The organism is Spirosoma aerophilum (assembly GCF_054782495.1).
This window is the reverse complement of the sequence record NZ_BAAGSJ010000013.1, coordinates 1,045,542-1,059,638: the sequence shown is the minus strand read 5'-3', so window position 1 is coordinate 1,059,638 and position 14,097 is coordinate 1,045,542. Positions and strand designations below refer to the sequence as shown.

Annotated in this window: 12 protein-coding genes and 1 tRNA gene; 4 read left to right on the top strand and 9 right to left on the bottom strand. The window is 47.4% G+C overall.

Features of this window, described 5'->3' with window-relative positions:
- Positions 1–51: 51 nt before the first annotated feature.
- Positions 52–1,134, top strand: a complete 1,083-nt coding sequence (gene corA, locus ACYVK4_RS15895) for a magnesium/cobalt transporter CorA (protein WP_461128503.1) — start codon at positions 52–54, stop codon at positions 1,132–1,134.
- Positions 1,135–1,142: 8 nt separating this feature from the next.
- Positions 1,143–3,638 carry a bifunctional UDP-N-acetylmuramoyl-tripeptide:D-alanyl-D-alanine ligase/alanine racemase gene (locus ACYVK4_RS15890; RefSeq protein WP_461128502.1) on the top strand — a complete coding sequence of 832 codons (2,496 nt, stop codon included), beginning with the start codon at positions 1,143–1,145 and terminating at the stop codon, positions 3,636–3,638.
- 22 nt (positions 3,639–3,660) lie between these two features.
- Here ACYVK4_RS15890 and ACYVK4_RS15885 read toward each other — a convergent pair whose 3' ends face one another.
- The 4 genes from ACYVK4_RS15885 to ACYVK4_RS15870 form a co-directional block, all read right to left on the bottom strand.
- Positions 3,661–3,942 (bottom strand): hypothetical protein, encoded by a 282-nt coding sequence (locus ACYVK4_RS15885; RefSeq protein ID WP_461128501.1) that lies wholly within the window; start codon positions 3,940–3,942, stop codon positions 3,661–3,663.
- 115 nt (positions 3,943–4,057) lie between these two features.
- The gene (locus tag ACYVK4_RS15880) at positions 4,058–4,474 is read right to left on the bottom strand and encodes a hypothetical protein (protein ID WP_461128500.1); all 417 of its coding nucleotides are present in this window, start codon (positions 4,472–4,474) and stop codon (positions 4,058–4,060) included.
- A 491-nt stretch (positions 4,475–4,965) separates the two neighbouring features.
- Positions 4,966–5,649, bottom strand: a complete 684-nt coding sequence (locus ACYVK4_RS15875; RefSeq protein ID WP_461128499.1) for a hypothetical protein — start codon at positions 5,647–5,649, stop codon at positions 4,966–4,968.
- A 51-nt stretch (positions 5,650–5,700) separates the two neighbouring features.
- Entirely contained in the window at positions 5,701–6,912 is a 1,212-nt protein-coding gene (locus tag ACYVK4_RS15870) for a THUMP-like domain-containing protein (RefSeq protein WP_461128498.1), read from the bottom strand.
- 373 nt (positions 6,913–7,285) lie between these two features.
- Between ACYVK4_RS15870 and ACYVK4_RS15865 the strand changes: the two genes are divergently transcribed.
- Both ACYVK4_RS15865 and ACYVK4_RS15860 read left to right on the top strand, forming a co-directional pair.
- The gene (locus ACYVK4_RS15865) at positions 7,286–8,764 is read left to right on the top strand and encodes a glycoside hydrolase family 30 protein (protein WP_461128497.1); all 1,479 of its coding nucleotides are present in this window, start codon (positions 7,286–7,288) and stop codon (positions 8,762–8,764) included.
- A 62-nt stretch (positions 8,765–8,826) separates the two neighbouring features.
- Positions 8,827–9,783, top strand: a complete 957-nt coding sequence (locus tag ACYVK4_RS15860; RefSeq protein WP_461128496.1) for a glycoside hydrolase family protein — start codon at positions 8,827–8,829, stop codon at positions 9,781–9,783.
- Here ACYVK4_RS15860 and ACYVK4_RS15855 read toward each other — a convergent pair.
- The 5 genes from ACYVK4_RS15855 to ACYVK4_RS15835 form a co-directional block, all read right to left on the bottom strand.
- Entirely contained in the window at positions 9,743–10,657 is a 915-nt protein-coding gene (locus ACYVK4_RS15855; RefSeq protein WP_461128495.1) for an oxygenase MpaB family protein, read from the bottom strand. The two genes, ACYVK4_RS15860 and ACYVK4_RS15855, sit on opposite strands and share 41 nt — an antisense overlap.
- A gap of 316 nt (positions 10,658–10,973) precedes the next feature.
- Positions 10,974–11,051 (bottom strand) — tRNA-Val (locus ACYVK4_RS15850).
- 37 nt (positions 11,052–11,088) lie between these two features.
- Positions 11,089–12,402: an MFS transporter gene (locus ACYVK4_RS15845; RefSeq protein ID WP_461128494.1), complete on the bottom strand. Its 1,314-nt coding sequence runs from the start codon at positions 12,400–12,402 to the stop codon at positions 11,089–11,091.
- A 107-nt stretch (positions 12,403–12,509) separates the two neighbouring features.
- Positions 12,510–13,397 (bottom strand): alpha/beta fold hydrolase, encoded by an 888-nt coding sequence (locus tag ACYVK4_RS15840; RefSeq protein WP_461128493.1) that lies wholly within the window; start codon positions 13,395–13,397, stop codon positions 12,510–12,512.
- Between the two features lie 120 nt (positions 13,398–13,517).
- Complete coding sequence (locus ACYVK4_RS15835) at positions 13,518–14,006, bottom strand: hypothetical protein (RefSeq protein ID WP_461128492.1); 489 nt, start codon at positions 14,004–14,006, stop codon at positions 13,518–13,520.
- Between the last annotated feature and the right edge of the window lie 91 nt (positions 14,007–14,097).

The window sequence follows — 14,097 nt, the reverse complement described above, 5'->3', positions numbered from 1 at the left end:
TATCTTTGCTTTAAACAATACCATCCGATGGATGGTCTATTTAGTTATTTTATGTCGAGACACCGACACAATCGCTCCGCCGAGAAACTCCTCGGCACGTCGCCTGGGACTCTTCTGTATGTTGGACAGGAAATTGAACACGCTACCAAAATCAAGCGGATCGACTACAACGCAACGGATTACCATGTTGATGAAAGCACGAAGCTGAGTGCCTGCAAAATTCCAGCTACCGAAGCCCCATTCGTCAGTTGGATCGACGTAGATGGTATTCATGAGCCTAAAGTTGTAGCTGCTATTGGCCAGCAGTTTCATTTGCACCCGCTTTTGCTGGAGGACGTCGTCAATACAGAACAGAAACCTAAAATAGATCTCTACGACGATACGCTGGTGTTTGTTACTCTCAAAAATCTTCATCACAGTCGCCAGCGGCAAGAGATAGAGGTAGAACACGTTAGCCTGGTAATGGGTAAAAAATTCCTTATTTCATTTCAGGAAGAGCGTACGAATGACATTTTTGAGCCCGTCATCGACCGAATCAAAGCGTCGGCAGGAAAAACCCGACGCAATGACTCCGACTACCTCCTGTATGCGTTGCTGGACGTTATCGTTGATCACTATTTGTTGATCACTGAGCGAATCGGGGAGAAAATGGATGAATTGGAAGAAGAGATTGTTGAGGAAAGAGCGACCCAGCAGACGCTGGCGACCTTATATAAACTAAAGCGTGAACTGTCATTTATACGAAGGACAATCAATCCGCTTCGCGACATTGTGGGTACGCTGCTCAGGGGAGAGTCTGACTTGATCCAGCACACAACCATACCGTATTTACGGGACCTTGCCGATCATGTAAATCAGGTCATTGAAACGCTGGAGTCCTACCGCGAATTGGTGGCCGGACTGATGGATGTGTATTATTCCATCGTCAACAATCGGATGAACTCGGTCATGAAGACGCTGACCATCTTTTCGGCTATTTTTATGCCCCTTACGTTTATCGTTGGGGTTTACGGAATGAATTTTGAGAATATGCCTGAATTGAAATCCCGCAACGGTTATTTTGTTGTGTGGGGGGTAATGATTTTGGTTACAGTAGGAATGATAACCTACTTTCGTCGGCGACGGTGGATGTAGTTAATAGTATGGTAACAGAGACGAGTCAATTAATAAATAAACAGTGGTTTACCGATTCAAGGTTGGTTGCCGCCCTGCTATCAGCTGAGCAGATAAAAGAGGCTGTTTTTTTTGCCATACAGGGCGAACACCACGACGGACATGATTTCATCGGCTACCTTTATCAAAAAGGAGTTCGCCAGTTTGTTGTCGAACGGTCAGCAATCAGTCCCGCACGTCGGGATGAACTGGCCACTTATTTGGATGCAGAATTCATTGAGGTCGACAGTAGCCTGAAAACCCTGCAGGCGTTAGCCGCCGAGCACCGTCGACAGTTTCGTATTCCCGTCATTGGCATTACGGGGAGCAACGGGAAAACGATCGTGAAGGAGTGGCTGGCACAATTGCTGGCGGATGAGTATGTAATTGCGAAAAGCCCTAAAAGCTATAATTCCCAGCTAGGCGTTCCCCTGTCTGTTCATGAGTTGACCGAAAGTCATACACTTGGCATTTTCGAGGCTGGTATCTCAAAAGCGCAGGAGATGCAGGCCATCGAAGCCATTATCCGGCCCAATATTGGAATTTTTACCAATATCGGAACGGCACACGACGAAGGCTTTCGAACCCGTAAACAAAAAGTTGCCGAAAAACTACGGCTCTTTATCCATGCATCATCCCTGATCTACAGCACGGATTATCCAGATATCGACGAAGAAGTTAACATGCTGCTTAAAGCCGTCAATCCGGATATGCGGTTGATTACCTGGTCCATCAATGGCCATGATGCCCTGTATCAGGGGCGGGTAAACGGCAATCAGTTAAAGTTGACGGGCCGAAACATTGCCTTTGAACAGCCGTTGACACTACCCTTTGCGGATCCGGCATCGGTAGAAAATCTGATGCATTGTCTCGTTACCATGCTGTCGCTTCAGCGCTATACATTCACTGAATTACAAAGTCGGTTAAACAGGTTGCGGCCCGTGTCCATGCGGCTGGAACAGAAAGAGGGGATCAACAACTGTGTGCTCATTGACGACTCCTACAACAATGATATGGTGGGGCTTCAACTGGCCCTTCGGTTTCTGAACCAGCAAAGTACACGAAGCCGCCGGGTTGTCATTTTGTCGGATGTCCTGCAATCTGGGCAGCCAGAAAATGAATTATATGCGCAGGTTGGTCGGCTTATGCAGACGAACGAAGTGGAAGGATTCGTTGGTATTGGCCCCGTTTTGAGCCGAAACGCGCACTATTTTTCGGACACAAGTTTATTTTATCAAACCACGGATGAGTTTCTGGCCCGATTCCCGTTTAATTCCCTGCGCGATAGCACGGTACTGGTCAAAGGGGCACGCCCATTCTCGTTCGAGCGAATTGTTCATCGGCTGGAGCGTAAAGTGCATGGCACTGTGCTCGAAGTAAATCTGGATGCGCTGACCCATAATTTAAACTATTACCGGGAACGAATCAGCCGCAACGACCCTCCATCCGACACGAAACTGATGGTTATGGTTAAGGCCTTTGCCTATGGGAGCGGAAGTGCTGAAGTGGCACAACTCCTTCAGTTTCACCGGGTCGATTACCTGGCCGTCGCCTATGCCGATGAAGGGGTATCTCTCCGGCAAAACGGCATCGATTTGCCCATTATGGTCATGAACCCCGCGCCCGAAACCTTTGCCACGCTGTTTGAGTACAAACTCGAACCGGAAATCTACAGCATGCGCCTGCTTCACGAATGGGGCCATTTCATGCAGGAGCGAAGCGCGTCGAAAGCAGGACCTCACTCCCTGCATTTGAAAATTGACACGGGGATGCACCGACTGGGCTTTCTGGAAAATGAGCTGTTAGGGGTGGCCGATTTTTTGACCGGCCGTTCGGAAATGAAAGTGGCGACTGTATTCAGTCATCTGGTAGGTGCCGACGATGCGCAGTTCAATTTATTCTCCCGGCAGCAATATGACACGTTTATCCGGGCTACTGATTTACTCGAATCGGAGCTGGGCTATCGGCCAACGCGCCATCTGCTCAATTCGGCTGGCATCGTTCGTTTTCCGGAATACAAACTTGATATGGTTCGGTTGGGTATTGGCCTGTATGGGGTAGAAGCGACACAAACGGACCAGTCGGCCTTGCAAACGGTGGGTACACTGCGCACCGTTATCAGCCAGATAAAAACAGTGAGTGCCGGTGAGTCGATTGGGTATAGTCGACGGGGTATTTTAAATCATGAAGCCCGCATTGCTACCCTGGCGATTGGTTATGCCGATGGATATGACCGCCGACTGGGAAATGGTGTAGGGGAGGTGTGGGTCAATGGCACCCGATGTCCGACGGTTGGGAACATTTGTATGGACATGACAATGATCGACGTTACTGCCGCTTCGGCCAGTGAAGGAGACGAAGTGATTATCTTTGGGGCTGAGTTGCCCATTACCGAGCTGGCTCAGCGAATCGACACGATCCCATACGAAATCCTGACTGGTGTAAGCGAACGGGTTAAACGAATATTTTATAAGGAGGGCAACTAGCCAGCGAACGTTAAAAGCTGAGCTATTTTCGTCTCAATATTCGACCGTTGTAGATGTATCCGATAAAACTCCTGCCCGGTATGCTGTAATAGAGCCTGCCTGTGTAATCAGGTGCGTGTTTGTTTGAAGATTGGCTTATTGTATCGGTTTCAGGGTTGTCAGTGTTATTTCCAGTAGGGGAATCAAACGTAAATCCCATGTAGTCGCCGGGGGTATCAACTACCTTGCGGTTAGCCTGAATCTTTTCCGTTGAGAACCAGATCAGGGGAATTAGCAGGACGATAACTAAGAGAATTGCATCCATGGGATTTCGATTTTAGTTAATTCGTGACCAGATAAATTTCAATTGGTTTTACCTCAATACTGTCCTGTACCCTCCGGTGAGCCAGTTGCCTGATTACTTGATAGCGGGTACTCGATTAGACTTTGCTTTCAGGATAAATTTTAAGGTGACTGGCAACCAGCGTAGCATATTGCTTTGGGGTTAGTATAGCTTTGTAAGCATGGACTTTATCAGTTTCAACCACAACGGCCAAGGCTCTCAATTTCTGATTACTCATTCCGGCCTTTTTTAGCTTTTTAACGCCCTCGTTAAAACTCACAGCTGCAGTGGTAATAATTTCCCTGGCCTGAGGCAGCTGTTGCTCTGTTAATGACAACCGCTGTTTGTCGGCCTTAAGGGCCGATTTTATAATCATGCCTACCGTGGCTCCATTGTTGAGCAGAACGAATTTCTCTTTATCGACTGAGCCGGATTGAGCAACTCCAACCGTTGATAACCCCACAATTATAATAAAAGCGAAGAGTATACGTCTCATTTTACGCAGATTAAACAATAAAGTCTACAATTGGGAGTGAAGATAAACCCTTACGGTCGTAAATTTCAGAGGCTTATTCCTGACTAAATATACTACTTGTCCTCAAAACTGTAAGCTCTGCACCTATAAACTGATTTACGGTTAACGGTTGGATAGGTGAGGAAGTGAAAGGGACCTCAAACAAAAAAGCCCGGCTACAAGGTAACCAGGCTTTCCGCTTTCTATCCACACCTAGGAGTCCATCAAGCTAACTTGAAAAAACCCCTACGAGGGCAGCGAACCGCCCTCTATTGACCTCAACGGGCTGTTAAGACAATTTGTTGCATTATTAAAAAAAATTACAAAGTCTTTTTCTGCAAAACTGACCGCTGTTGCCTGAGTATAAGTTGATAAGCTATAAAATTAGTAGAGTAAAAAAAATAATTGTCGTAAACGAATTGATTTGAAATATCAGGAATAAATAAATAATCTAAAATGCGATGATAGTTTCATTTATGTTACTCGTCGCGTTAGTTGCTCTTCTTTAGTTTAACAGCCTCCACGTTCTTTTTTCTGTTTTCCAATTCGGTCAACGCGGTTTCCTGATCGGTTTTGTTGGTAGCAATGTCTTTAGTCAATTGCTCAAGTTCTTTGGCATTATCGTCTATACGTTTCAAAAGCCGTTCTTTTTCTTTCGCATTTTGGTCAATCTCGCGTTGAAGGCGTTCTCCATTCCGAACTAGTTTCTGGTGGTTTTTTTGGGCTTCATCGAAACTGGTTTCAACCGTACGGACCTCCTGGTTGTATAGTGTATTACCGGCAAAATTCTTCAAAAGATCTTCTGCCGCTGAATAGCCGGTGCCGCCGGGAGTAACAAAGGTGCCGTTTCCCAAATCGAAAGAAGCAAAAATGGTGGAGGATGTTCGGGACGATTTTACCGTGCTGACCAGGTTGATCGGCTCTGACGAAATTGATGGAATGCTCGCATTAGAAACCCGGTAGGTTCCCCGGGAAGATATTGATCGGCCATATGTTTGAAGTTGAGCAGCCCACTCTTTCTCAACCTGCTTCCCATCACCCGGAATTGTCACGTAAAGCCCGGGGAGCTTGGCTTTATCTATGGTATTTTCACCGGCATAAACAGTTTGAGCAAAAGTTGAAAGGCTGGGTATTAACTGCCAAAAAATCAATACGATAGCTGCTGATTTTCTCATCTGTGTTTTCGTGTAATATAGTGTTGTGTCGAAATGTAGCAAAATTATTACTTAAGTGGGCGCTTCAATCTTTTTTGTGATGATTAACCTCTTTTCACCGTTTAGTAGCGTTGTCGCAAATATAAAAATTGTGCCCCCTTCGCGTAATGACAATTTCTTCCTGAGCTCTGCAACGGTCTGGGGGAAGTTACGAACGGTGAGATTCGCTTTTAAATCCGGAACGCTGGCCTTCAAAGCTTTACTTTCTGGCTTGATTATCTCAATTACAGAGAAAATGCGCCCTGGAAAACTCGTTTCAACCGTGTCGTTTGTGTACAGATGACTATTGGGAGCTAGTTTTTTGAGGTTAAATCGAGAACCCACCAGCCGAAAAGCACCTGATTTTAGAACGGCCGCGTTCGGTTCATAAAGGTACTTCCCCGGGTTACCAAACGTAACAGAAGTCTGCCGTTCTTCGTGCCAGTCAAAAGAAAAGCAAACAGTCTGTTTATTCAATAGGTTAACAGTGTTAAATCGAATATCTTCTTTGCTAACCAGCTGATTACCAAGGATGAGTAAAATTTCTTTCACTTCGCCCTGAACGGCGACGATATGTACAGATTCAACGGTATTCTGAAGCTGTTTGATGGCCTGATCAATGTCCAGCAACGGGGAAGTCTTTAACAGGATATGCTTCGTTCTATTTTGTAAGAAGGCCAATACGCCCGATTCAGATACATCGGGTTCACAATCTTCAAGTCTCACCACTTTCCCCCCGGTAGAATCCCGTCGGTGGGGATCCAGGTAAATCCAGTCGATCTGCTCATCGGGTTCATCCCGATTTTTGAGTAAAGCCATCCCATCTCCACAAAGAAAGGTGACGTTAGTTGCCCCTAGTTGAGGTAAATTATAAGCAGCCAACTCAACAAGTTCTTCCTTACGCTCTATGTACGTAACCTGTTCCATCCGATAGGCAAAGGCCTGGGTATCCACACCCATGCCACCAGTCAAATCTACTAACTGCATACCGCTAACAAGTGACGCCTTGTACTCTGCCGTTAATTGGGACGAGGCCTGTTCGACAGATAAGGCCGGAGGGAAAATAAGGGCTGAATTGGCATACCAGTCAGGCAGTTTCTCTTTGGCTTTTTGTCTGGCCAGAATCTGGGCAACTACTTTTTTTATATCCAATCCAGCAGGTGGGGTACGAAGCATTAATTCCCGCGCGTCATCGGACAAGTGAGTACGTACAAATTCACGTTCGGCTAAAGAAAGTGTGATCACAAGGTAAGTATCAGTTAATTTTTAATCCATTATCACTAGTACCTAAAAACAGCCTGTCGGTTTAGACTAAAAAAAGAGATGATATGGTGCTTGATTATAGCGGGATCGAAAGGTTATGGTTTTTGATGATAAATTAGTGAATCAGGCAGAGAGTGAGCTGATTTGGCTGTAAAGGCCCCTGAAATAAGGTTAATCGCACATCATACAGTAAAGTGGCAAGTTAATGACGCTTTTCCGTAAGCCTTACCGTTGTAGGCAATTATCCTGGATAGGCAGTATAAATGAATAAAGGCTATTTTCTAACATAGTCTGTTCCGTTTGTATCAGTGTAAAGTATCCAGTAAATAGACACAGTAATCAGACAGGCATCAGAATGGTCTATCAGTTTTATAATTGTACGTTAATCAGTTTACTGGTTTTGATCTGCGCAGCAGGCAGTCAAGGTCAACCCAGTACAAAAAAAGTGACTGGGAAACCGGAAAACAACATAAAAGCTGGGTCAGGCTTAACCGACCCCGACCAAATTGATTATTGGCTTACGGATCCTGGAAATCGATTGGCCTTATTTGTCAGGCAAGCCCCACTTAAATTCTCGTCGGATGCAAGTGCAAATGCAAACGCTACCATTCACGTAGATGCATCAAAAACCTTCCAGACCATCGACGGATTCGGCTATACACTGACAGGGGGCAGTGCCATGCTGCTTAACCGTATGGACGTTGCAGCCCGTAAGGTGTTACTGCAGGAATTGTTCTCGACGGAAGGAAACGGAATTGGTGTTAGCTACCTGCGGGTTAGCATCGGGGCCTCGGATCTGGATGAGCGTGTATTTTCTTATAATGATCTGCCCGCGGGAGAGACTGACCCGACGCTGGCAAAATTTAGCCTGGCCCCCGATCAGGAGCATTTAATTCCGATTTTAAAACAGATTCTAGCCATTAATCCGGCTATAAAAATACTGGGGTCTCCCTGGTCGCCACCCACCTGGATGAAGTCTAACGGAAATTCAAAAGGAGGGAGCCTTAAGCTTGAATACTACGATGCCTATGCCCGCTATTTTGTTAAATACATTCAGGGAATGCAGAAACAGGGCATTCGCATCGACGCCATTACCATCCAGAACGAACCGCTTCATCCTGGAAATAATCCGAGCCTGTTGATGCTGCCAGCGGAACAGGCACTTTTTATTAAACAGAATCTAGGGTCTGCGTTCAAAAAGGCTGGTATCAAATCCAAAATTATTCTTTACGACCATAATGCCGACCGTCCCGATTACCCCCTCTCAGTGCTGAATGATCCGGAGGCCCGCAAGTATGTGGATGGGTCGGCTTTTCACCTATATGCCGGGCCTATCAGTGCCCTATCGGAGGTTCATAATGCCTTCCCTGACAAAAGTTTGTACTTCACCGAGCAGTGGATTGGCGCTCCCGGTAATTTGAAGGGTGACCTGGCCTGGCACGTCCGGGAACTGATCATTGGAGCCACCCGAAACTGGAGTCGTACGGTATTACAGTGGAATATGGCCGCCGATCCGCAGCAGAAACCGCATACGCCCGGTGGCTGCGATCAATGTTTAGGGGCGCTAACCATCAACGGGAACGCAGTTCAGCGGAATCCGGGGTATTATAACGTGGCGGTTGCGTCGAAATTCGTGCGGCCGGGTTCGGTTCGTATCGACACTAACCTGCCCAAATCGTTGCCCAACGTTGCGTTTAAAACACCTGCCGGTCAACTTGTCCTGATCGTACTTAATGACAGTTCGTCAGCCCAACGATTCGTGATCGAAAATTCCGGCAATCAGGCAAAAGCTATTTTGCCGGCTGGCGCTGTTGGAACCTATGTGTTTAAATAAGCGAACGAACCGGGCTAAAGTTGTCTGACAACTATAAAGTTTACCCTGAATCCTGTAGACGAATGATCCGTACAATGTCCCTGGTTGCCATTCTGATCGCTGGTATGCTGCCTCTGATACAGGTGCGTTTGCCCTCACCCGATAAATCTTCTCGTCTTGAATCGGTTGAGCCTGGATTTCCAACTGAGCTAACGACCTTCAAACCCTATGCCGCCAATCCCGTATTTACCGGAACGGGAGGCAATACCTGGGATCAGAAGATTCGGGAGCGGGGTTACATATTGCGGGAAAAAGGGGGGTATCACATGTGGTATACCGGCTACCGGGAAGGGGCCGATCAAACTCGCTCCTTAGGCTATGCTACCTCGGTCGATGGCCTGATCTGGACACGCTATAAGGGGAATCCTATTCATGCTTCGACCTGGGTGGAGGATATGAGCGTGGTAAAGGATGGAAACACGTATTACATGTTTGCTGAAGGGAAAGATGATGTGGCTCATCTTCTGACCTCTACCGATCGAATAAACTGGAAAGAGGAGGGACCGCTCGATATACGATACACTAACCACGAACCCCTTAGCAAAGGACCCTACGGCACACCAACGATCTGGAAAGAAAAGAATGGCTGGTATCTGTTTTATGAACGGAAAGATCAGGCGGTCTGGCTGGCGACCTCGAAAGACCTTAGGGTATGGACGAATGTTCAGGATGAGCCGGTACTGGAAAAAGGCCCGGCCGAATATGACCGCTTTGCCATAGCTATGAACCAGGTAATTCGCTACAAAGGGGTTTATTATGCCTACTACCACGCATCTGCCTTTGCCGACTGGCGCGAGTGGTCAACGAACATTGCCCGGTCGACCGATCTGATTCACTGGACCAAGTACGACAAAAATCCCCTCGTAAAAGAGAATAAATCAAGCGGTATTGTGGTGAATGAAGGTCGGCAGTTTCGGCTGTACACCATGCATCCCTCTGTTAGTGTGTATTTCCCGGGGGAGACGGCCGGGAAGCCCTGATATGGTCGGGGCCAACGGCTTCAATCTCGGGTACCCCCTTGGGGTAATAACGAAAGTTAGTTTTTTCGATCATCGATGGATAAGGTTTACATGTAATCCATCGAAGGGGCCATTTGCGAATCCACAATGCGCCATTTGTTAACCCTATAAACCAACCTGCGGGCCGTTTATAGCCGAAAGCCATCCGGAGCTTATCGTTAATAAGGGCTGCAAAAGCAGGCTGGACGAAGGGGTGCAGAAAGCCCGGGAACCATCCCTGCACGATCTTTACGGTAGCATCGGCAATTCGCCGGTTGCTTTCGGTGAATCGGAAATACTTCTCCTCATAGGCGTCCGTAAACTGCTGCAACTCGCCTGGATTGTTGGGGAGGTCCTGTAAATGCATTCGGCGGCCCACTTCCCTGAAGAAATAGAAGAAGGCAAGCTCCTCAGATTTCGTCAATTTTCGCCAGCCATATTGCCGTATCCAGTCGATCGGATAGAACACAAATGTGGCCAGTACGAATAGAAAATCAGCGTTATCAATTTTGTAATGGCCGTGAATATGGTTCATGTGGCTGATTGCCCGAAGCCCATTTTCACTGTCGTAGCCTGATTCCAGAAATTCGGCAATCAGACGGCTGGTGTCATCGTAGCGTTTCTGCCCGTGTCGTTCAAACTCCCCCGTTCGGGCCAGCAAACCCGATACCCGTGGACTGGCATAGGTATGAAAAAGGGCTAATTCAAGCGCCCGGGTAATATCGAAAGGAAATTCATAGGCCGATAGCAAGTGGACCATCCGTTGGTTGTCGCGCATGGGATCGAGCCGCTCCAACTCCTGCCGAACGGCCGGGTTGCGGAATAAGCCAAAGCGTTTACGATAGGGGGTAGACATTGGCGAATGAAGTCGGTTTCGTTAAAAAGAGTTGTCCAAAACGTTGCTTAAAGTTAAGGCCAGATCATTCCATTACGATGTATACTGCCCCTAAATCTATCAGATCACCTTTTTTCGCAACACTTTAGAAAATCAATCGGTGCGTACCGGCCTGATCGGAAGTGAAAAAAGGTAAATCAACCAGGGCGTGGCTGATCATCAGCGTTAACCGTCGATTATACAATCAACTTGTCAGCGGTATGAAGTTTTTAGAAACGGTTGCTGTAAGCATAAAAAAACCTCGAAAACGACTGGTTTTCGAGGTTTTGTAATTAAGTGGTAGGAAGTAGCGGGCTCGAACCGCTGACCTCTGCTCTGTCAAAGCAGCGCTCTGAACCAACTGAGCTAACCTCCTTTGAGCCCGGCCATTGATCGTCGACTGGGTTGCAAACTTACAAAACTTCCTCTGTTTCCAAATGGGTATGATAAACTTTTTGTGAAGGAATTCGCCACAAAAGCATCAATCCGACTATAAACAGCACTAACAGAGCGAGTATTGAATTTCGCATGCTGCCGGTAATTTGTTCGATTAACCCGTAGATCAGCGTGCCAAAAAAAATGGATGCTTTTTCGGTAACATCATAAAAGCTGAAATACGAGGCCGTATCGGTAGTGGGTGGAATCAGTTTGGAATACGTTGACCGGGACAGGGACTGAATGCCGCCCATAACCAAACCGACAACCCCGGCCAGGATAAAAAATTGTGATTGGGTCTGGACATAATAGGCTCCGGCACAAACAACGATCCAGATAATAACGGCAACCATCAGCCCATAGGTATTGCCTAACCAACCCGACAGCCGTGAAAAACCATAAGCCCCCGGAATTGCAACCAGTTGAATAAGCAGTATCGTAATAATCAGGCTATCACCGGGTAGTTTCAATTCGTCCCTTCCAAATAAAGTTGCCACATACATGACCGTTTGCACGGCCATATTATAGACGAAGAAAGCCACCAGAAAACGCTTGGCGAGGGGTTGTGCCTGTAGATCATGCCAAACTGCCCGCAACTCTCTAAATCCATTCAGGAGGTAGTTTCCGGAGGTTCGACCGGCCTTTATGACGCCATCCGGTAAGCGGCTGAAGGGAATCTGGGCGAATGCTATCCACCAGACGCCAACCGTCAGGAACGCAATACGGGAGGCCAGTCCCTCAGAAATGTTGCCGAACCACTCGCGTTTTAAAATGACCAGCAGGTTAAAAATCATCAGGAGAACGCTACCCAGGTAACCCATTGAAAACCCACGCGCACTCACCCGGTCGAACTGATCTTCGGTGGCAATGTCGGGCAGATAGGAATTGTAGAAAACGATGCTGCCGCTCCAGCCAATCAGGCTCAGCCAGAAGCAGATCACCGCGAACGTGGTGGTTTCCTTCGTAAAGAAATAGAGCAAACTGCAGCTAATGGCTCCCAGATAGCAAAAAGCCTTCATGAATGTCTTTTTGCGGCCACTATAATCGGCAATGGCTGAACAGATCGGCGACAAAAGCGCAGTGAATAAAAAAGCTGCTGAAATAGTGTAGGAAAACAAAACCGAGTTTTTGATTGACATCCCCAGAAAACTAATGATGGGGCCACCGTTTTCATTGAGCGCAGTTGCCGAGAAGTAAACCGGGAAGATGCTCGATACAATAACCAATGCGTGTACCGAGTTAGCCCAGTCATAATACGTCCAGGCTGTAAGTATACGGGGGGAGTTTTTCATTGAAAAGGATCAGGTAAGTGCTGTAGGTGTAGATAGTTGAATAAGTACAGGAATGTCAGCAAGGTACTTATTTGCGGTAGACAAACTTACATCACTTGCTGCACTTTTTACTTACTAACCGACTCACTTCTCGTACTTACTCCCCGTAAAAATTTGACTACTTCATTCGTAAAGGCATGATTGGAGTCCCCCGCAACCATATGGCCGGCATCGGCAACGCTAACGCTCTGGGCATGCGGAACGGCATCCAGAAACTCGACCATGACCTTTTCACTCACGACGTCACTAATCCCTCCGCGAACAATAAGGGTTGGAACGGTCAGGGATCGGGCGGCCTGATAAAGTCGGGCTTCATTATACTGTTGCTGTTCCGGGCTGGTATGGTTACGCCAAAGGGCCAGCATTGTGGGGTCCCAATGCCAGAAGTAGCGCTCCTCGCCGTTTACGGTTTTTCGAAGGCGAAGGTTTTTTTCTAACCGGCTATTGTCTGATGGATGTGGTCTGTTGGGCAGGTAAGCCGCTACGGCTTCTGCCGCTTCATCAAGGGAGCCAAATCCATGCTGATTACCACTCATAAACGCAAAAATGCGCTCAATACCCTTTTGTTCGTTTCTGGGCGCAATATCGACCAGCACAATCGCTGAACAAATTGGCTCGGAGGCAACAGACTGTTCACCTGCAGCAATGAGTGCCGTCATGCCGCCCATCGACGCGCCGATCAGGACTGGTTTTTGAGCAAGTGTTGCCGAGATAGTGCGAAGATCACTGGCGAGGTAATCCAAACTGTAATGCCCTTCTGTTGACCAATCGCTGTCGCCATGTCCGCGGGCATCGAGGGTGATCGCATACCAACCGGCATCGGCCAGCCGCTGAGCCGTATCGCCCCAGGAGTGCCGGGTTTGGCCGCCCCCGTGCAACAGAATCACGGGTGGCAGTGCCGGATCGCCCCAGGTATCGGCCGCAATAAAGAAGCCCGGTTCCGTCTCAAATTTCATACGGTATGGCGTTGTGGAAGGGTAAAATGATGATGTGAATGAAGTTGGGGTATTCGTACAGAGTTGGAATGACTCTACTCAACCCATTCAACTACATCACCGACTCCGCAACTCAATCTCTTATAAAGTAGGATCGAAGACCAGGTTAATGTCGGCATTTTTACCATCGATGGGCGCAATCTGCCGAAGGATAAGTTTGTTTTTTGTTAATTGAATAATCGGGAAGTTCCCTTTAAAGCCGGTCACATCGACATCCATCGACTTATTGTCTGGCGCCAGGTACCACGTTCCGGCATTTTTAACCGAATTGGATTGTGCCGGATCAAGGGCACGGACGCTGTTGTCAGCCCTGAACTGAAACTTTAACTGGGGAAGTAACTGACTGACGAGATTGAGTCGGCTCGGGTTAATAAGCTGGCCATCGGCAGTGGTAATGCTGGAGATCTGCCAGTTTGTGGCTACCAGCAAATCCGTTTGAGAGGTTGCCGTAGGGGTGGGGTCCGTTGTTTCATCGCTTTTGCAGCCAGCAAAGGCACCCAGAAAAAGGAAAAGGACTAAAAAAAGCCGGTGCGTATTCATCGAAATATCGGGTTGATTAGGGTTTGTCATATTCTGGATGGTAACGAACTCCCATCAGGTATTCGTTTACCATAAGGACTGCTTTACGCCCTTAAAATTCCGTAGTTTTGACGAAACTTCA